Origin of the sequence: Mangrovibacterium lignilyticum, from assembly GCF_010882175.1 — a bacterium.
In the GTDB taxonomy this organism is placed as follows: Bacteria; Bacteroidota; Bacteroidia; order Bacteroidales; family Prolixibacteraceae; genus Mangrovibacterium; species Mangrovibacterium lignilyticum.
The window spans coordinates 103,886-123,950 of the sequence record NZ_WKLH01000006.1 but is presented as its reverse complement, the minus strand read 5'-3'; the positions used below and the strand labels follow the sequence as shown (position 1 = coordinate 123,950).

General features: G+C 44.8%; 17 protein-coding genes. 6 read left to right on the top strand and 11 right to left on the bottom strand.

The features are described from left to right. Window positions 1-7 precede the first annotated feature (7 nt). Together ftsZ and GJV22_RS20620 are read left to right on the top strand one after the other, a co-directional pair. Complete coding sequence (gene ftsZ, locus GJV22_RS20625) at window positions 8-1,423, top strand: cell division protein FtsZ (protein WP_205461985.1); 1,416 nt, start codon at window positions 8-10, stop codon at window positions 1,421-1,423. Between the two features lie 118 nt (window positions 1,424-1,541). Next, window positions 1,542-1,988, top strand: a complete 447-nt coding sequence (locus tag GJV22_RS20620) for a GatB/YqeY domain-containing protein (RefSeq protein ID WP_163718229.1) — start codon at window positions 1,542-1,544, stop codon at window positions 1,986-1,988. A 295-nt stretch (window positions 1,989-2,283) separates the two neighbouring features. On the opposite strand, the gene GJV22_RS20615 is transcribed toward GJV22_RS20620, so the two are convergent. Further along, the gene (locus GJV22_RS20615; protein ID WP_163718226.1) at window positions 2,284-3,231 is read right to left on the bottom strand and encodes an NmrA/HSCARG family protein; all 948 of its coding nucleotides are present in this window, start codon (window positions 3,229-3,231) and stop codon (window positions 2,284-2,286) included. Between the two features lie 479 nt (window positions 3,232-3,710). After that, window positions 3,711-4,433, bottom strand: a complete 723-nt coding sequence (locus GJV22_RS20610) for a DUF6261 family protein (protein WP_163718224.1) — start codon at window positions 4,431-4,433, stop codon at window positions 3,711-3,713. Between the two features lie 245 nt (window positions 4,434-4,678). Here GJV22_RS20610 and GJV22_RS20605 point away from each other — a divergent pair, with 245 nt between their 5' ends. The 3 genes from GJV22_RS20605 to GJV22_RS20595 all read left to right on the top strand — a co-directional run bounded on the left by GJV22_RS20605 (window position 4,679) and on the right by GJV22_RS20595 (window position 6,802). Next, entirely contained in the window at window positions 4,679-4,843 is a 165-nt protein-coding gene (locus GJV22_RS20605) for a hypothetical protein (protein WP_163718222.1), read from the top strand. A 385-nt stretch (window positions 4,844-5,228) separates the two neighbouring features. After that, a complete protein-coding gene (locus GJV22_RS20600; protein ID WP_163718221.1) occupies window positions 5,229-5,717 on the top strand; it encodes a hypothetical protein in 489 nt (162 codons plus the stop codon). A gap of 164 nt (window positions 5,718-5,881) precedes the next feature. Beyond that, window positions 5,882-6,802, top strand: a complete 921-nt coding sequence (locus GJV22_RS20595; protein ID WP_163718219.1) for a hypothetical protein — start codon at window positions 5,882-5,884, stop codon at window positions 6,800-6,802. Between the two features lie 113 nt (window positions 6,803-6,915). On the opposite strand, the gene GJV22_RS20590 is transcribed toward GJV22_RS20595, so the two are convergent. The 9 genes from GJV22_RS20590 to nadB all read right to left on the bottom strand — a co-directional run bounded on the left by GJV22_RS20590 (window position 6,916) and on the right by nadB (window position 18,559). Next, window positions 6,916-7,818, bottom strand: coding sequence for a S1 family peptidase (locus tag GJV22_RS20590; protein WP_163718217.1), 903 nt, complete (start codon window positions 7,816-7,818; stop codon window positions 6,916-6,918). Window positions 7,819-8,026: 208 nt separating this feature from the next. Further along, the gene (locus tag GJV22_RS20585; protein ID WP_163718215.1) at window positions 8,027-8,962 is read right to left on the bottom strand and encodes a glycoside hydrolase family 43 protein; all 936 of its coding nucleotides are present in this window, start codon (window positions 8,960-8,962) and stop codon (window positions 8,027-8,029) included. A gap of 125 nt (window positions 8,963-9,087) precedes the next feature. After that, window positions 9,088-11,205: a peptidylprolyl isomerase gene (locus GJV22_RS20580; protein WP_163718213.1), complete on the bottom strand. Its 2,118-nt coding sequence runs from the start codon at window positions 11,203-11,205 to the stop codon at window positions 9,088-9,090. Window positions 11,206-11,299: 94 nt separating this feature from the next. Then, window positions 11,300-12,571 carry a hemolysin family protein gene (locus tag GJV22_RS20575; RefSeq protein ID WP_163718211.1) on the bottom strand — a complete coding sequence of 424 codons (1,272 nt, stop codon included), beginning with the start codon at window positions 12,569-12,571 and terminating at the stop codon, window positions 11,300-11,302. A 3-nt stretch (window positions 12,572-12,574) separates the two neighbouring features. Next, window positions 12,575-13,174, bottom strand: coding sequence for an LPS export ABC transporter periplasmic protein LptC (gene lptC, locus GJV22_RS20570; protein WP_163718209.1), 600 nt, complete (start codon window positions 13,172-13,174; stop codon window positions 12,575-12,577). Then, window positions 13,146-14,789, bottom strand: coding sequence for a tetratricopeptide repeat protein (locus tag GJV22_RS20565; protein WP_163718207.1), 1,644 nt, complete (start codon window positions 14,787-14,789; stop codon window positions 13,146-13,148). The genes lptC and GJV22_RS20565 overlap by 29 nt, the downstream gene beginning before the upstream one ends. A 631-nt stretch (window positions 14,790-15,420) precedes the next feature. Next, window positions 15,421-16,149, bottom strand: coding sequence for a type III pantothenate kinase (locus GJV22_RS20560; RefSeq protein ID WP_163718205.1), 729 nt, complete (start codon window positions 16,147-16,149; stop codon window positions 15,421-15,423). Continuing rightward, on the bottom strand, window positions 16,146-16,991 hold the full coding sequence (gene nadC, locus GJV22_RS20555; protein WP_238480367.1) for a carboxylating nicotinate-nucleotide diphosphorylase: 846 nt from the start codon (window positions 16,989-16,991) through the stop codon (window positions 16,146-16,148). Before nadC ends, GJV22_RS20560 begins: the two co-directional genes overlap by 4 nt. Beyond that, window positions 16,988-18,559, bottom strand: coding sequence for an L-aspartate oxidase (nadB, locus tag GJV22_RS20550; protein WP_163718203.1), 1,572 nt, complete (start codon window positions 18,557-18,559; stop codon window positions 16,988-16,990). The genes nadC and nadB overlap by 4 nt, the downstream gene beginning before the upstream one ends. A gap of 345 nt (window positions 18,560-18,904) precedes the next feature. Here nadB and GJV22_RS20545 point away from each other — a divergent pair, with 345 nt between their 5' ends. Continuing rightward, entirely contained in the window at window positions 18,905-20,059 is a 1,155-nt protein-coding gene (locus tag GJV22_RS20545) for an efflux RND transporter periplasmic adaptor subunit (RefSeq protein ID WP_163718201.1), read from the top strand. Window positions 20,060-20,065 lie beyond the last annotated feature (6 nt).

The following is a 20,065-nucleotide window of genomic DNA, read 5'->3' as shown; positions in this document are numbered from 1 at the left end:
ACAGGTTATGGCAAACGATATAATGAATTTCGATTTGGAAAAATCTTCCGGCACAATTATCAAGGTGATTGGTGTTGGAGGTGGCGGTGGCAACGCGGTCAATCACATGTATGAGCAGGGAATTAAGGATGTGGGCTTCATGGTGTGTAACACCGATGCGCAGGCCTTGCAGAACAGTCCGATTCCGTTAAAGGTGCAGCTGGGTGCTTCGTTAACCGAAGGACGCGGCGCCGGCAACAAACCGGACATTGGCCGCGAAGCAGCGATTGAAAACATTAGCGATGTGAAGCAGGCAATTGAGCACGATACCAAAATGGTTTTCATTACTGCCGGAATGGGTGGCGGAACCGGTACTGGTGCTGCCCCGGTGATTGCCGAAGCTTGTCGCGAATTAAATATACTGACCGTTGGAATTGTAACGATTCCTTTCCGGAACGAAGGGCGCCGGCGGATTAAGCAGGCGATCGACGGAATCAGCGAGATGCAAACGCATGTCGATTCCTTATTGGTGATCAACAATGAACGGATTCGCGAAATGTATGGCGATTTCCGGATTTCGGAAGCTTTTGCCAAAGCCGACAATGTGTTGGCAACAGCGGCGAAAGGGATTGCTGAGATTATTACCGTTCCCGGTTATATCAACGTCGATTTTGCCGATGTGGAAACCGTGATGCGTAAAAGCGGCGTTTCGCTGATGGGATCGGCCAAATCGTCCGGCGAAGGCCGTGCGTTGAAAGCCGTGGAAGAAGCACTCAATTCACCCTTGTTGAATAATAACGACATTCGCGGGGCACAAAATATTTTGCTGAATATTACTTCGGGAAATGAAGAAGTAACCATGGACGAGATCGGACAGATTACTGATTATATTCAGGCGAAAGCCGGGCACGAAGCCGACCTGATCTGGGGGAATGGCCTGGACGAAGAATTGAATGATGAAATTTCGGTGACTGTTATCGCAACCGGTTTCAGCATGAGTAGCATTCCGGAAATGATGGCCGCTCAGAAGGTTGAAAAGACCTATCATTCGTTGGGCGACGATTCCGCCTCGCAATTTTCGAATATTCCCCGACCATCGCAATCGTTTAAAGCGAAGGCGGCCGAAGAAAAAAAATCAACCAACCAGGGAATGATTGAGTTCGAGATCGATCATCCGAAATCCGATGAGTTTGATGCCTTATACGGCCCACCTTCAATTGACATGGACGACGATTACTCGGTGAAAATCGACTTCTCAAGTTCCGACGATGATTTTGTGGACAAACTGGAAAACATCCCGGCTTACCGGAGAAAGAACATGAGCATTGATACCAACCGGGCAAAGTTTGAAAATAAGATGTCGCGTTTTTCGCTGGACGCGGATGAGGATAACAAAACCTTCTTACGCGATAATAATTCGTTTTTGCACGACAATGTGGATTAGGCATGAGTAGCGAGTCATGAGTTGTGAGTCGCGAACGCTTAACCCGAAACCCGAAAGAAAATTTGGATTGTGAGCAATTTTTCGAAAACTTTGAAGGACGAATTTAAAAGACTAAAAAATGAGTTTATTTGATCAAATAAATGCTGACCTGACTACCGCGATGAAAGCGCGTGAAAAAGAAAAAACCGCTGCGCTCCGGAACATTAAAAAATTCCTGATCGAAGCGAAAACAGCTTCTGCCGCTCACGATTTGGATGATACCGAGGTAATCAAAATCATTCAGAAACTGGCCAAGCAGGGAACCGATTCGGCGAACCTGTATAAAGAACAGGGCCGCGAGGATTTGGCTTCGGAAGAATTGGTGCAGGTAGCTGTGTTCGAAGATTACCTGCCTAAGAAATTGACCGATGAAGAACTGACGGCGGCCGTGCAGGCGATTATCGAATCAACCGGCGCTTCTTCCATGAAAGAAATGGGAAAAGTAATGGGCATTGCTTCGAAACAACTGGCTGGTAAAGCCGACGGAAAAGATGTTGCCGATAAAGTAAAAGCGTTGCTGGCGTAATTGCGCTGCAATAAGATATTTGTGTATGAGGGTTTCACTTGAAGTGAAGCCCTCAATTATTTTGTGCTCATCTTTCTCCGCGCCCGAAACTCCGAAGGAGTTAGGTGTTCATCACCGCCGGTGAAACCGGTGGGTTACGAGAAGTCGGTATTTTAGGAACTCCAGCGGAGTTTAATTTCGTTTTCTTCAACCCGCTTCGGGGTTGAGCGAAGGATTTGACTTCGCTAAAACCCCCAATTCAATTGGGTGTGATGCTAATTCTATCCTCCGGGATTACTCGTCTTTATCAAGTCATTCAAAGCTCCATTTGCCCTTTATGCTTCGCTAGCCACTGGTCGAACGACTGCAGTTCCGGGTTCATGGCTTTGGAGTTTTTGACGCTTCTCACACCACAAAAATCCTCCTGGAAGTCGTGTTTAAACTGAAACATATTGCCCAGGTCTTCAGCGCCGGGGAAGCCCAGCCCGCGATAAACACCAAAGGGGACGGCATTGTAGGCCACCTCTGTGTTGAACGCTTTTGAGAAGGATGCGGCCATTTCTTGTCCGGTGAGGTGCTCGCCCGAGATGCCGACTGTTTTGCCTTGATAGCTGTCGGGATCTTTGAAGATGGCGAAGGCACATTTCCCAATGTCTTCGGCTGCAATACCGGGCAGTTTTTTATCGCCCATGGGAATATTAAGTGCCAGTTTGCCGTTGGCGTCTTTTTGCGGTCCCATACCGAAATAGATGAAATTGTCCCAGTAGAACGAGGCCAGCAGCAGCGTGTAAGGCACCCCGCTGTTCACAAAATAAGCATCGGCTTCGCCTTTGCCGTCGAAGTGCGGCACCTTGTATTTCTCCATCAGCGTTGGCATCCGGTCGTCATCCAGGGGAACCCACTTTCGGGTATCTTCCAGGGTCGACCAGATCACGTGTTTGGCCCCAACCTCGGCGGCTGCTTCGGCCATGTTTTTGGCGTTCTGCATTTCTGTTTCCGGCGAAAAGTGTTCCCAGAAAAAGGTCACGCAAAAAATCCCGTACGAGCCCTCAAAGGCTTTAACCAAGCTGTCTTTGTTTGCCACATCGGCTACAACGACATTCGCGCCTAGCTCAGCGAGCGCTTTGGCTTTTTCAGAACCGGCGTTTCGCGTGACCGCCCGTACTGAAAATTCGCCAGTCGGATCATTCAGAATCGCCCTTACCAAGCCACCGCCCTGGGCTCCTGTTGCCCCAACAACGGTGATTACTTTCTGATTACTCATAGTTTTATTTTTTAGGTTAAACGAATACAAACGAGGCGTCATGACATCGGTAAAAGACTCCGGTGTCTCTTATAACGAATGCGGTGCATTATGGGTCCGGTTCGTAGTATGTTTTGTGGCAGCTTGAGCGATCGCTAGCATCGTCGTTCATCTTTTGCGCGATGACGATGTTCAGCGATTGGGAGAGGGAGTCTTTTTGGGTGAAGCGGTTTTTAACCGCTTATTAATCGGCGGATAAAATCCGCCGCACCCGAATAACCTACCGCGCAATTAGTCCGGCGGTAACCCGGTTTGCCTGAACTCCGGAGGAGTTCAACCCGCTTCGGGGTGGGTATAGGGTCTGGTTTCGCCAAAACCCCCAATCCAATTGGGGGTGGTGCAAGTCTCCTCCCTTCGGGAGTCGTGTACTTTACCGCTTCCCACAAAAAAAGTCCCGCCGCGTGGCGAGACTTTCAGTAATCTTCAGTTCCGAAAATAAGTTAATTCAACGGTATTTCTTCGGTAGTCTGGCTTTTGCTGTTGCGGGCATTGGCGTTGGCTTCGGCAATGTATTCATTCAGTTCGGTAGCCACGGCTTGCACGCCGGCAGCTTCCATCATCGACAGGCTGTCCATCACACTGTTCATAAGGTTCAGTGCGGCTTCCAGTTGTTTAAGGGCTTCCGCATCGGTCACTGTGGTGTCGGTACTGCGGTTGGCGGCCCGTTGTTGTTGCGCGGCTACAAAAGCTTGGTTATCGCGGTCCAGCTCGTCGAGCCACTCGGTGGCATTCACTGTCGCCAAATGCGCCGGGCCGTCGCCGGCTTTCAGCTCCGTCAGCAAGCTCTCGATTGCCTGTGTTTCTTCGCCGTCCGGAAAATAATAAAGCGTCGTGTCATTTTTTTCGAACAGGGGCCAAAGGGCTTCACAGGCGGCCCGGTAGTCGGCATTTTCGCGGCGCAGGCCGGCCGAAACATGGTTGCGCAACGACACATAACTGTTGTCGCGGCTGGTATCGGCCGAACGCACCATTGCGGTTGAATTTTGTTTGGTCGAGCTGCCAATGGCTTGAACTGCCACGGCCTGGGCCACATCGATTTTTGCCAGCAGCGAAATCACAATCGGATCAGTCGGAAATGCCGTGGACAGCAGGTTACGCACTTTGCGTGCCAAGGCCGACAGGTTCATAAGCGAATAAAGAGAATAGATAATTTTTAAAAGCATAATAGTCAGATTTAAAAGTTATTGGAGTTGGAAATTTTTCATTCAAGTTACGGCAGTTTGGGTTATTGAATAAAATTATAGCTTATGTTTTTGGGCATGTTTCATGCTGTTAATCAGAGGTGAATGTGGAAAGGATTGATTTTGGCTAATGTTGATGGCCGGTGAACAGCCAGTGGTTTTCCGCGCCGTTGGACATAAAAACGGCGAGCTACCCTGGGCTTCCGTAGCCCCGGAAACGAAAATTGATGGCTGCATTCGACTTCCGCGGCTTTGGAAATGAAAAACGGACGCAGGGTCGGGCTTCCGCACCGGCGGAAGTGAACCCTGACAGCTGGATTGCGCTTCCGCAGTTTCGGAAGGCAAAATTGATGGCTGAAATGGACTTCCGCAGCCTTGGAAATGAAAATTGACGGTAGAATTGTGCTTCCGCATGCTTGGAACTGAAAATTGAAGGCAGGATTTGCCTTCCGCACGGTTGGAGGCGAAAATTGAGTGTCGGTTTTGCCCTCCAATTTAGAATGACGCTAAATAGTTTTTAATTGATAATATTGATTATGAAAAGATGTAATTTGGACTGATGAATGGGATGGGGTGTTGGGATATGTGAAATAACAACACTTAGGGAATAAAACGCCAGACATTGAACCACTCGTTTTGAAACGATGGGAGGAGGAGTTCCCCTTTGGTTTGGTTTGTAATCCGGACCACGTGTGATTAATTGTGAAGCTGTCCAAAAGCGCGCCAGTCGTGGGGCGGCAATTGTTAAAGAGTAGAAAGCAAGTGTAAGCAGTAGACATGAAAAAAATAATATTGTTGATTGTATTGGTTGTTGTCGCGATTTTAGCTGAGGCACAACAAAAAGACAAGAAGTTCCAGCGAAGTGATATTGAAGTTGGCTTTGGAGTGACTTTTGGCGCAGATAATTATCGCTATGATAACGGGGGAATGGGGCCCCAAATAAAATTGGAGTATCGTTATAATTTCAAATCAATTCCTATTGATGCCGGATTTCAGATCGCCCGGTCTGTATTGATTATTAGCGATGATCTTGATGACAACAATAAAGTGGACACAGATTTTATTGTTGTAAACTATCGTTTTTATAAGAAGCAGAACATTGGTCTCTACACAGGAGTTGGAGGAGGCTTGGTTAATTCTGATTATATGGGAGCTGCGATGAGAGTTGGAGCAAAGTTGTTTAATCATATTAATCTGTGTCTTGAGTATAAATTTATAAACGAAGAAGACTCGCATGCATCAGTAAATTTGGGTTTTTTCTTTTAATAAGGAGTAATAACCCTCGCTCGGCATGATTTTTAATCCTGACGTATTCAGCCTTTCCTTTTCAATCACCCGACTTTCGCCCTTAGCAGATAATCTGTAAATTTGGCTTTTCGAAAACCCGACGGCTGCGTGAATTGGCGCGCCGGAATAAACAATACGAACTCATGAATGTAAAAGAATCACCATTCACCAGATATGAAGACAACGCTAACGTGTGGTTGTCTCAAAAGAGTGCTCAAACAATTCGGTTGACCGATTACGGCGTAACGCCCACGGTGCTGGCCTCTGAAGCCGAGGTGGGGCAGGCCATGTTAAATGAGCTTTACAGCACCGCAGCAGCGAAAGACGGCGATATCAATATTGCCCTTTTGGGTGGCCGTGGTGCTCAGCAGTTACACCGTTTGCTCGGCGAATTAGCCAAAACAAACGAACAAGATGAACTGCTTGCCCGCCTGAATGTGTTTACACAGGATGCCCTGGCTCCGATGGCCATGGCCAACGGGTTTAGTTTTGTGCGGGATTTTGAGCGTATTTTGGGTGATGCTTTTTTCAAAAAGATCAAAAGCTTTACGCCCATGCGAACGGATACGCAGGATTTAGAGTCGGCCTTGATCGGCTACCTGACGAAACTGGAAGAACTGGGCGGCTTGGATATCTTCTTTATTGGTCATGGGCCGGAAGAAAACGCGGCATCACACCTGGCCTACATTAAGCCGTTTTCGGGGGCACAGTATCACCATGTGGCCGGCATCATCCCCATTTCGAGTAGTATTTTGGAGCACCACATCAGCAAGTTTAAAGCGGGCGGTAGCGCCGTGAGTGAAGCGGATGAACAAGAATGTCGCTCGGCTGAATACATTCTCACGTTAGGGCCGGCTGCGATATTACAGGCTAAAAAGATCGTTCAGTCGGTGGTGGATGCCGATTCGGCTCCGGCTAAAGTGCAAACCTATGCCAGGGTGCTGAACACGACGTTAAGTTCAGATACCGATGAAGCCATGCAGCAGTTAAATGCCAACCCCGGTTTATGGATCAGGCTGCACCCCAACACCAAATCGTTTGTGTTGCCGAATTTGGGATTGTAGGAATCAACATCCTGCGTTTGTCAGGGAATAAAATAGCAAAAGAGCTTCCGGTTGGGGAGCTCTTTCTTTTTTCGATATAAAACAAATTGTTTTAATTGGTTACCGTGGAGCGCTTAGTTCCCTTCCTTGATTAATTTTAAAAGAGCAGATGAAGGAATGGTCGCTTTCAATATCATTTGCGTTTTTGTCTCATCATCTGAGTGTTGTAACGTCTTGGTATAAGAGACGGTTCCAATCACGTTCCCGTATTGGTCAATGATAGCTGCACCGCTGGAACCGGCAGCAAAATCGGCCGAAATAGCCATCACGTTGCGGTACCGCTGCGCATTGATTTCACTGAATTTATCGGAGACCATACCCGACGAAAAGGCATAGAAATATCCTTTCGGATGACTGACGATATACACCGGGTCGCCGATTTCCGCATCTTTGGTTGCAACTGGCAATGCAGGAAGCTCGACTCCTGTCGGGTCGATTTTCAAAATGGCCAGGTCGTTGGATTTATCGGCCAATAACACTTCTTGTACCGGAAAAATTGTTCCGTCCTTGAGCATGACCACTAATGCATCTCTCGATGTTGTGTTTTTCTTTGTAACGTAACCATTGGCCACGTGATAGTTGGTCACGATGATTCCCTTCGAGTCGATGATATAACCGGAAGCCGGGTAAGTGTGTATCCGCTTGCACAGATTACCTCGTTCGTTCAGTTCGCCACATCTGCCTGCCGAAGAAACAATCACAGTGGATTCCGATATCCGGTCATAAATTTGCCCCGGGCTCAATTTCTTCTTTTTCATTGCTTGCAGCTTGGCGGGCACCGGCCCATAACCTTTGTCTTTAAAGTTAACATCCATCGAATCAGCGGAGATCGCATCGCCGGAATCGATCAGTTTGGCAGACTTGGCCGCCAATTTCGATTTATATTGAATGATGTTATTCTTAAACTGCTGGCCCTGTGATGTAGCAGCAACGAAAATGAACAGAATTATAAAAATTGGATTCAAAAAATATCTCATGGTAATGCGCAATGATTTATCGATTAATGATCGTTGAATTATCTTTCAAGTTTACCTGCGCAATTTACATTTTCTGTACAAAGCTTTAACTGACAAATAATAGCTTTGAAATGATAAAGATTTGGCTGTCTCTTACCAACATGTTAAAACAAATTGCCCGGGTGACTTCGAAGTCACCCGGGCAACGAATATTTTCGCTTAGTCCGGTCTATTTGAACTGTTCCTGCAAGTTGGTCAGCACCGCCTCGTCGGCTTTAAAGATGGTACCGTGTCGGGTTCCTTCGGGGAAGCTGATAGAGTCGTTGATGACTTCCCAGTTCTCCAGGTCGGTCGAGCGAATCGCTCCCATGTGGTGACGGGTGTATTCGTCGTAATACAGCACCCAGGCGCCGTCAACATTCTCCACGGTTGGTCCTTCTACCCAGTCGGGCGAAATGGGTTCCGATGCCAGCTTATAGCCGCCGTACAGGGAGTTGCTCTTTGCTATGCGGATGTGTTTCTTCGGCGGGTAGCGGGTTTCGTCCTTCAGAAACATCAGGTATTCGCCGTTAATCTTTTTAATCACCGCGTCAATCACACAAAAGTCTTCGTCGTACAACAGTTTTGTCGGGCTATAAGTCACAAAATCCTTGGTGGTGGTATAATACATGCGGTGATTGTATTTACCGTCGCCCTGGCCCATTCCGGCTTCGAAACGGTCGGGAATGGTTGTTGCCCAGTAAATCATGTACTGTGCGCTGTCGGCATCGTAAATCAACTCGGGCGCCCAGCAGTTCAGCGCTGTTGGTTCGTCGGCCATCACCGGCACAAAATCCTGCTTCGACCAACGAATTAAATCGTCCGATGAAGCGTAGCCAATTCCGCGGTCGTTCCAGCTGACGGTCCACACCATGTGGAATTTGCCGTCAGGACCCTGAATAACGCAAGGATCGCGCATCAGTTTATCGTCGGCCACCATGGGTGTCAGGATGGACGAGTCGTTTTTTAACGCATCGAAATGATAACCGTCGTAACTGTAAGCCAGATGGAGGCCGTCCTGTCCGTTGTCCTTGAAATAGGAGAACAGGTAAACCTGCTTTGCTTGTTTGGTACAAGCCGGAAATAAAGAAGTAGCGAGTAATAAAAGGAAGAGTAGTTTTCTCATTTTTGCATGTTTTTCCCAAAAATAAGAAAAAAAGTCAACTGTACTTTTCAGAAATCCGTTTTGGACCGAAAAACAAAAGAGCAGGCTTTCGGGCCTGCTCTTTCAATATTTTGGAAGCGGTTCTACTAATAGAATTTCGCTCTTCTGTCTTCAATTTCGGCAGCTTTACGATGTGCTTCGTAAGCCTGGTAGTTAGCACGGTAAGCCAGTGCTTGTTCCAAACGCGCTTTTTCAGCTTCAACGTTCGTATTATTCAGTTCGTTAATACCAACTACTTTGGTGATGTAAACACCTCTGTTGCCTTTAATCGGCGCTGACAGCTGATCTTTTTCCATGCTTACAACTGTTCCGACAACGGCAGGTTCAACACCAATGACAGGTACTGAATACAGGTCGAAGTGGATATTGTTGGCCGCCTGAACGTCAACACCAAGTTTCGATGCAACAGCATCAATATCACCGGCAGCAGCTGCTTCTTTCATTTTAGCAACCAAAGCTTCACCTTTTTTCTCTTTCAAAACGGCTAGTTTGATCATTGGCTGAACTTCGTTGAATGCGGTGTAACCTTCGTCCTGGATGCCGGCCAGTTTCGCAATGACAAAGTTGTCGGCGAATTCGAAGATGGTAGAACCTTCGTTGTTTACCAGGATGTCGTTTACATCAGCCTGGTAAGCGGCGCGGATCATTGAACGCGATTGGTCCAGGCCAACGATTTGACGATCGTTTTCACCGATGCGGGCAACACGTTTGTTTAAACCTTCTTTGGTGATTTCTTCATCAAAAGCGGCACCTGTTGTATTTTCGCTGGCAAATTTGCTGGCTTGTGCATAAACCGTTTGGAATGTTTTTGTGCTTGGCTCAATATTGCGGACCAACTCGGCTAAACGGACTTGTTTAACTTCTTTCCCTTTGTGGGTTGGTTGAATCAGGTGAACACCAAACTGGCTTGTTGCTACGTAAAGCTTGTTCACGTCACCGTTGAAAGCGGCTTCTTCGAAAGGCTTAACCATTTGGTTTCTTTTAAACCAACCTAAGTCACCACCTTTAGCGGCAGAACCCGGATCTTCTGAATACTGACCGGCTAAAGTCGCAAAACTTGCACCTTTTTCGATCAGGTTTTTCAAGCTGTCAGCCAATGCCAAAGCACCGTCGTAGCTTCCAACTGTTTCGGGCTTAATCAGGATATGACGAGCTTCAACTGAATCCGGAAGATCTTTGATATCATCTATTTTTACCAGTTTGTAAGCATTGTTTTCTTTGATTGGTCCGAAAACATCACCTACTTTTCCGCTGAATGCGAATTCAGCCAAATTCTCCGGTAAATTGTCTTTTTTCTCATAAACGTTCTGGAAACGAACATCAGAGTTTACGTTTACATATTGCTGGTTGTCCTGAATGCCTGCAAACTCGTCTTTTGCGTCTTCAATCCATTTCAGGGTGTTCGCGTCATCTTCTTCGGTCGCTGTTACCTGGAAGATCAGGTATTCAATCGAGCGAGAAGCGTCTTGTTTGTAATTTTCTTTGTGCTCGTTGTAATAAGCCTGCATGTCTTTTTCATTGACTGAAACAGCGCTGTCAGAAATTGATTCGTAAGGCAGGCTAACGAATTCAATATTGACATTCTTGTTTTTCTCGATCAAGCTGGCGTTCGCTTCAGAAGTAGTTGTATACAAGCCTTTGCTTATAAGGTTGTTGTATTTTGTTTGAATACGCTCTTGTTTGATTTGGTTTTCGATATATAACCAATAAGCTTTTTGTTGCGCTGTCGCAGTACCTGAATTGATTGCTCTCAGGAACTGAAGAACAGCAGCACGTTCAACTTGTCCGGTGTTCGGGTTGGTAAACAATTGTTGGATAACCGGGTGGATATTTGATCCCTGAACCATATCGAACAATTCATCACCTGTAACGGCCAAGCCTAAGTCCTCATAAACATTACCCATAACAGCCTGGCGGACATATTCCTGCCATACTTGCTCACGGATTTGAGTCCAGGCATTGTCATTTATTTGAGTTTGACCGCTATTCATTTTGTAAATCTCGGCTGTTTCTTCCACTCTCTTTTGGAAATCAGGATATTGAACGGATTCCCCGTTTATTTCTGCAATTTTAAGTTGATTAGGTCTTAATAATGAGTTGCTTGCGTTCAGAATGTCTCCCAGGATGAAGGCCACTAGGGCAAGACCGATAATGATCGCTACTAAGACACCTGCACGGTTTCGAATTCTCTGTAAGGTAGCCATTTACTTATGATTATAATTTGATTTGTTTACTTAATTTTTTCGCGGTACGAAGATAATAATTTTACCTTTTAAACCGTATGAATCGATTTTTATTTTAGCTGTTGTCTAATATGTGCAGTTTTACCAGTTCGATGCGGGTGTGGCTGGCTTTTAGTACTTTAAACTGAAAGTTGTCAATGGTAATTACGGTATTTATCTTGGGTATATTCTCGTGGTAAAAAAGGATAAATCCGGCCAGTGTTTCGAAGTTCTCTTCAACAGGGAAACTCAGGTTGTATTTTTCGTTCAGGTAATCCAGCTCTATGCGGGCTGAAAGGATGTACTCGTTATCGCTGATTTTCCGGTCGACAAAGTCGATGGTGTCGTGTTCATCTTCGATTTCGCCAAAAATTTCTTCCAATATATCTTCGATCGTTACCATGCCTGAAGTACCTCCAAACTCGTCAACAACAATCGCGATGCTTCGGTGCTGTTGGATAAATTTGCTAAGTAGTTTGCTTGCCGGCATTGTTTCCGGTACGATCAGTACTTTTCTCAGATTCTGACGAATGGATTCCGGGCTGGTGAATATAACGGAATGGTGAATGTACCCGATAATGTTGTCGATATTTTCCTTGAAAAACAGAATTCGGGAGTAGCCGGTATCAATGAACCGTTGTCTGAGCTGGTCCATTTGCGAGTCAATTTCCAACGCCTCAATTTCTGTTCGCGGAACCATGATTTCCCGAAGTTTCACTTTTGAAAAATCAAGCGCGTTTCGGAAAAGCTTGATTTCATTATCTAAAGAATGGCGGGGTAAATTGGTTTGTAAATCCTGTTCATTTACAAAATGGTCTAAGTCGATCCGGCTAAAAACGATTTTTTCTTCCTCTTTGTCGATTGCCGCTCTGAAAATCCCGTTTAAAAGGAATTTCGAAATGGACATGGTGATGCGGGTAAGCGGATAAAACAGGTAATAAAAGATGATAAGAGGTACTGCAAATACGCGTAGGAACACATTCGGGTTAATCCGAAATAAGGTCTTTGGCAGGAATTCGGCAGTCACTAAAATAATCAGGGTTGACGAAACGGTTTGCAGGAACAGGATGGCGCCGTCGGAAGACATATACCGGTTGAAGAATGGTTCCAGCAGGCTTGCAAAAGCCACCCCGTAAACGACCAATGCAATATTATTGCCGACCAGCATGGTGGCAATGTATTGCCCCGGGTTTCGGGTGAAAATCGTTAAAATTTTCGAGTTGATTGACTCCTGTTTTTTGTCGAGTTCCAGGCGCAATTTATTGGCCGAGACAAACGCGATTTCCATCCCGGAAAAAAACGCGGAGAAAATAATTGTGATAAGAATGGTTATAATCAGGATTTCCATATGCTATTCTGCGACGTCAAGGTACAAACTTCCGGTGGGTTTTTTAATTTCCCAGTTCATTAAATCCTGATCTGACTCGAAGCCGATTCCATTTATGATTTGATCTTTGCGAATAATCTTGACAAATTGGTCGGAATAGATTTTACCTTTCTTTTCTTCCCAGATTAGTTCTTCGGTTTTTAAAGAGTCTCCTTCTTCGTTAACGGCTACAACATTATTCTTGGCGAGCCATTTTTCGTCTTTGTCCAGGTAGCGTGCATAGTTGGCCGTTATTCTGGAAACGATGCGCATTTGTCCGTCAAATTTTTCAATCTCAACACCATCCGGAAACTCAATGAATGGGTCTTTTTCCTGATCGTAACGAATCATTTTCGGAGCGATCAGTTTAAAGCGGACGATTGCTGAATCGGAGTAAAGCATTTCAAAGGTATCCGCTTCCATGCCGGGGAGTTTATCTGCTGCCGAAAACTCCTTAATTTTTTCAATCTTATTGACACATGAAAAGAAAAGCACTGCAATTCCCGTAAAGAGAATTGCAATGCTTAGCTGTTTTATCTTCAGTTTATTGAACTGTCTATTTTGCACGAATTGTTGTCGTTTCATTAATCCAACCACCTAGTTTGAAGCTTTGTCCGTCTTGAAGACCTTCGAAGAATAAAGATTCTTTGTTCGGGAAATAAACACGGTATGTAGCGATCTGTTCGTTTGCTTTTGCAGTAACATCCGGATCAACGCGTTTCGCTTTTTGGTAATAGTCAACTGCTAACCAGTAAACCGCTGTGTGATCAAAATCGGTGTCTCCGTATGATCTAGCTCCTTGTGCATAAATGTCACCTAACAGGAGCAATGTTTTTCCGGACGTTGGGTCATTATCCAACGATTTGCGGGCGTAGTCGCGGGCTTTGGCATAATTATGTTCCTTCGCATAGGTAAAGTATGCCAGCTCGTAATAATATTTACCCAGTAATTCTTTATCTGTTTCAGCTGAGATCGCATTTTGGTAGTACTCTTTTGCACGGTCAAATTCATCTCTTTTCACAAACAAACGAGCCATGTTGAATGCTGCCTCTGCAGACGGATCCATATCGTAAAGCTTTTCAGATGCTCTGGCAAATAATTCACTTTCGGTACAATCCTGGCGGTTCAGTGCACGAAGCATTTTTTTCAATGCATCAACATCTGCAGCGATTTCGTCGAAATTTGGCTCGTAATAGGCAATCAACGCTTCACAGTCTGCAGCACCTGATGTTTGGAACGCTTTATCAATTTCGTTTTTAGAAATCTGAGCTCTTTCGTCGTTTGGATCGGCAGCTAACTGAGCATCGGTGATTTTAGTCAACTCAGCATAGTTTCTCATTACATCTTCTTTTGTCAATTCACCCAACAAGAACAAACTTTTTGTTACCTGCATGTCAATTACCATTACAGCCGCTTCACTTTCGTCGCCTTGAAGATCAATTGATTTTTCAAGTTTTTCGTAAGCTGTTTTCAACGCAACTTTGCGATCAGCTTCAGAGATGTCGGGGTTAGCCAGTTTGTATTTGATGAAATCTGTAGCTTCACGACCCAATACAAAACCTTCGTTTCCGAAGTATTTAATACGACGCTCATAGATAGATACCAGAGTGTCGACATAAGCTGATTTTTCTTCTGCAGAAGTTCCACTTTCGATTTTATCCAGGTACATGTTGATACCGTGGAGGTAAATATTCATCGATGATTTTGGATATTTCTTGTAGATCTTTCTCCAGTGAGGCATTGCTGATTTGTAATCTTTCTGCTTGTAGAATTGATCATACAAGGTAAATTGGCTCATGAATTCAGTATCCCCGGCTTTTACCAATTCCTGACTGGTTCTGGTATCAACGCCTACTTCTGCGCCTTCACTGCCACCGCCTTGTCCCGGAATTTCAGAACCGTCGAAGCTGAAGTCGATTACGTCTCCTTCGTTACCGGTAAGATCCAGTTTTTTTGCGTCGTCGATGAACGTGAACTTCAGGTATTTACATTTTGCAGGGTCGATCGTGATTTTGTACTTACCGTCAAAGCTGGTCATAAACGTTTCGTTGCTTTTGTGTGCTTCAACAGTGATGCCGGCTGCTGGTTTTCCTTCGCGGTAAACAGTTCCGGTAATTTCCTTCTGCGCAAACGCTGAAACGCTAAGTACGACAGCCAAAATAAATGTTAGTACTTTGGTTTTAATTAGTAACGATTTCATTTTTTGAGAATATTTTAGATTACACTTTTTAATTTTTCAAAATTCGCGGGCTACAGACCCAGCGACAACAGAGGGTCAAATATAAGTTTATTTTGCTATTCTTCGCAGACCAATTTTTAGGATTGGTGTGAAAAGTTACTAAATATGAGGTCGGTCGGAAATTCACCACGTATTTCCTTGATTCATGGATTGAATTTTCAAAAGCCATGCCAAAAAGTGTTTTTTACAACTTTTAAATGCTAAATGCAACTGATTTTGATCTTCGTATTGAGCTCATTGTTATGTTGTTTTCTTCGTGTTTTTTCAACACAATGGCTGTGATTTGGACGGTTTATTGCTTTTTATAAGCTGTGAATGTTCGTTTTGGGAATTTGTGCAATTATAGTAGGAAAAAATTTATTTATGAGTAATCTATCTTTCCGTTATCGATATTGTGCCTCCTGTTTTCAGAACGGTTATTGATAGGGTATTTTGTGTCTCATATTCCGCAATTGGGCGTCTTATGTTAGGCTGATAGATCTGGGTTTTTGTGTTAAGAAATTGTCATTTTTTTTGAAGGTGCAGATGCAGGGAGAAGAAGTTCTGGGACAAATGAATGCTCAGTTGAATGAGCTAATGGTGTCTTCTTTTTTCAGCCGGCATTGAAGAGCAGTATCTCCAACAGTCCTTTTAGTGTGAGGTCGTCAATAAGTTGAACTGGGGCTTGTAGGTGTTGCGCAATAAATTGGCAGTGGCCACCTGTAAGTACCGTTGTCAGTTCAGTGTATTTTTCTTTATACTCCTTGATGTAGGATTCGATTTCGAAAATTACGCCTTTCTGAACACCCGCTCTTATCGCGGAGATTGTATCAACACCCAAGCCTACAAATTCCGATTTGAGATCAACAAGCGGTAATTGACCGGTAAAATGATTTAATGCCCGAAAACGGGTTTCAATTCCCGGAGATATATTTCCGCCCATAAATTCGTTGGAAGCGCTTACGAAATCAATGGTGATCGCAGTCCCGGCGTCGATCACCAGCAAGGGAGTTCCCGGGAATGAGATGCTTGCTCCAACGGCAGCGGCTAAACGATCCAAGCCCAGAGTTTGCGGTGTTTTGTATCGGTTGACAATTGGCGTTGGCGTCTGGTGAGTTAATTCGATAAAATAGTCCGTGTGCTCGGCCAGCGTGTCACGGCATTCCTTCGGGAATTCGCGGACCGACGATAAAATTGCTTGGTCAATTCCTTCATGACTTGCAATGATTTGTCCGAGAAGGTGCAGGTCGAATGTCTTGGCTGTATCTTGAACGATCAGATTTCGTTTGTCAAAAATCGCCCATTTACATCGGGTGTTTCCTATGTCGATAACCAGGTTCATGCTTCAATGCGTTGACTGATATCCAATGCCTGCACAGAATGGGTAAGTGCCCCGATTGAAATGAAGTCAACCCCTGTCTCGGCTACTCCGCGAATTCGCTCAATGGTCATATTCCCGGATGCTTCAACTTTCGCTTTTCCGTCAATCAGCTCAACCGCTTGGCGCATGGTTTCGTTATCCATATTGTCGAGCATAATAATATCAGCACCGGCATCGAGCGCTTCCTGAACCTGTTTCAAGTCGGTTGTTTCAACCTCAATTTTAATGGTTGAAGCAACCTTGGCGCGGATTTGCTGAACCGCAGGAGTTATTCCCCCGGCAATGTCGATGTGATTGTCTTTGATCATCACCATGTCGTATAAGCCAACCCGGTGGTTGGATGATCCACCTGTTTTGACGGCATACTTGTCCAGTAGTCGGAATCCCGGAAGTGTTTTTCGGGTGTCGAGAATTTCAGTTTTGAAATCTTTTACTGCATTGGCATAGATGCCCGACATGCTGGCAATTCCGGACAGCCGTTGCACAAAGTTCAACGCGGTTCGTTCTCCGGTTAGCAAAGCGCGGTAGCTGGCTTCGAAACGAACAATCAAATCTCCTTTCTTTACACGGGTGCCATCACTGGCTAAAACGTCCCATTTTAATGACGGATCAAGTTTTCGGAAGGTCATTTCTGCAATTTCCAGCCCGGCAACAATTCCATCGGCTTTAGCCGTCCAATAGGCAATTCTTTTTATTTCAGCCGGAATAAGGTTGTCGGTTGTCAGGTCGCCGGTGGACACATCTTCTTTCAATGCCAGGTCGACCAAATGTTCTGCGATTTCCAATTCTTGTTGATTCATCATTTTTTAATGGGAATATATTCGGTTTTGGATTCTTTTTGAAAAACAATGTGTACTCTGAAATCCGGATTTTCCTGATTGAATTCTTCCCGGATGTGGCCGCCTCTGCTTTCTTTGCGAAGCAAGGCTGATTTTGTGATTAATTCACAGATCTCAACAATTTGACGGGCTTTCAGAATGTTGTAGTCACGTTCGCAGGATGCAATTTTTAATCTGATTTCCTCAAAACGAGTCAGTGCTTTGTCCAGATCGTATTGATTCCGAACAATGCCTACATTTTCGGACATCAAATCGGCCACCTCATTTTTAATTTGCAGGTAGAAATCTTCGAATTCAGCCTTATTAGTGTAAACATCCAGTGTCGGAATTTCAAGGTTCGATTTCGAGAGCATGGCGGCTTGTTCGCTGGCCCTTTTCCCGAAAACCAAGCACTCCAAAAGTGAGTTGCTGGCCAGCCGGTTTGCTCCCATGACCCCGGTTGATGCGACTTCACCGCAAGCAAAAAGACCTTTGATGTTGGTTTCTCCGTTGAGTCCGGTTTTAATGCCACCAACCATGTAGTGTGCAGCAGGAGCAATGGGTAACATGTCAGTAGCCATATCGTAACCAAAGCTTTGCAATTTACTGGATATGTTTGAAAAGCGTTTGTGAATTTTGTCCGGATCCAGGTGTGCCAGCGATAAGAAAACATTCGGGCTTTTATCCTTTTTCATTTGCTGATAAATAGAAAAAGCCACAACATCCCGCGGTGCAAGTTCGGCCAGCGGATGAATGTCTTTCATAAAGCGTTCGCCATTTTTATTTAAAAGCCAGGCTCCTTCACCCCGAACAGCCTCACTAATCAAAAAGGCATCTTGGTTTTCAATACAAAGTGCTGACGGGTGAAACTGAATGAATTCCATGTCTTCAACTTTTGCACCGGCATCGAATGCCAATGATATTCCGTCGCCGGTAGCTGTATGTGGATTGGTTGTTCGACTGAAAATTCGGGAGAGCCCACCGGTTGCCAATATGCACGACGGAGCTTCAAAAATCAGGTTTTGTCCGCTAACAAAGTCGATTGCCTGAACACCGAGACAAACCTCATTCACGACGATCAGCTGCGTGACTGCTGTGTATTCGAATGTTTGAATGGATTTTTGTTCCTTAACTTTTTCCAGCATGAAACAGGTCAGTTCTTTTCCTGTTGCATCTCCACCGGCATGCAGGATCCGTCGTTTGTTGTGACCGCCTTCCAGCCCAAGAACCAGTTCTCCGTCTTTTTTATCAAACTGCATACCCATGTCAATCATCTCGAGTATGCGCTCTTTCCCTTCCCGGACCAGAATGTCAACGGCATCGCGTTCACAGAGTCCCCGACCTGCAACCAAGGTGTCATGTGCATGTAATTCCGGTGTGTCATCTTCTGAAACCGCTCCGGCGATTCCGCCCTGAGCATAATAGGAATTGCTGGTGTCTAATTGCGATTTGGTGATCAGCGCCACTGATCCTTTTTTTGAGGCGTGATAAGCTGCTGTTAAGCCGGCTAGTCCGCTTCCTACGACAATAATGTCAAATGATTTTTTTTGCATGAAAACGCTATGCCTTCAATTTAGATTCAAAAAGCAAAGTTAAAAAATACATTCATTTAGAAACTGATTTATCAGCGCTTGTCATGGAATTTGACTGGTATTGGGCGTTTCGTACTTGTTTTTTCGTCAAAATAGAGGCTGAAAATGTTTTTATTATGCATCACCTGTAATTAAATAGTGCGGATAAAGACTTTTGAATTTGAGGCAATCGGATGGTCAGAGATTTCAAATTATCGCTATTTTGCATGAAAAAGCAAAAATTAATTCGAATGAATTAAACTTCTGTGTCTGTATGACATCTAAGTCTGTGTCCGAACTAATTATGACTATGAAAAAAATCGAAAAATGAGTTGGAGAAAAATTACCTTCATTGTTGCTGCTTTGATTATCCTCCTAGGCGGCTCTGCAGCCCTTTCCCGTGTCTTTATTAATATGAAACCTGATCCGCCGCGGCGGCCCGGAGATGGTGCCAAACGATTTGTCAAAGCTGAAGCTGTCGCCTACACCGATATTGTATCTCCTTTGAGGAGAGAAGGACGGGTTGTTGCCAGCCACGATGTTTTGTTGGTTGCTGAAGCTGCCGGTAAAATTGAGATGGGGGAGGTTCCGATTAAAAAAGGGCGATCGTTTAAGAAAGGGCAGCTGCTGGCTACCATTTATAAGGATGAAGCAGAACTGGCGTTGAAGGCTCGTAAAAGCAATTTTTTGAACCTGATATCTAATATCCTTCCGGATTTGAAGATTGATTACCCGGATGAATTCCAAACCTATTATGACTACTTCAATAAAATAAAGTTTGATCAACCGCTGCCAGTGATGCCTGCACCCAAAAGTGAAAAACTGAGGGTGTTTTTGGCTAGTCGCACCTTTATTAGTGAGTATTTTGGATTGCTACAGGACGAGAAGAACCTGGCACGGAGATCTCTTATTGCTCCTTTCGATGGTACATTTTCGCAGGTGAATTACGAAGTTGGTGCCTATGTGAATGCCGGAAGTCAGATTGCCCGGATGATTGGTACTGAGGTGTTGGACATTGAAGTGCCTGTTGAGAATCACAACAGTAAATGGATTAAAATCGGTGATAAGGTGAAGGTGCTTTCCCGAAACAATGGTGACACGTTGGATGGACGTGTTGTCAGGAAGGCTGATTTTGTTGATGCGGCAACCCAGTCGCGAAGTATTTTTGTACGTGTGCAACAATTTCATGATGATGATTTGTTGGCAGGAGAGTATAAAGTTGTCGAGTTTCCCGGACAGAGGATTGCTCGTGCAATGGAGATTCCTCGCAGCGCTGTTTTTAATTCCAACGTTGTCTTTACCGTTGTCGATGGCGAACTGAAAAAGGACGAAATCAATATTTTGAAGGTCAATGAAACGAGTTTGATCTTTAATGGACTTCCGGAAGGAAAGATGGTTGTTACAGAACCTCTGATTAATGTGAAAGAAAATTTACCGGTTGAAATTCTAGCTGGTGCCAATAGTCAAAAAGCTGGTAAATAAGAATAG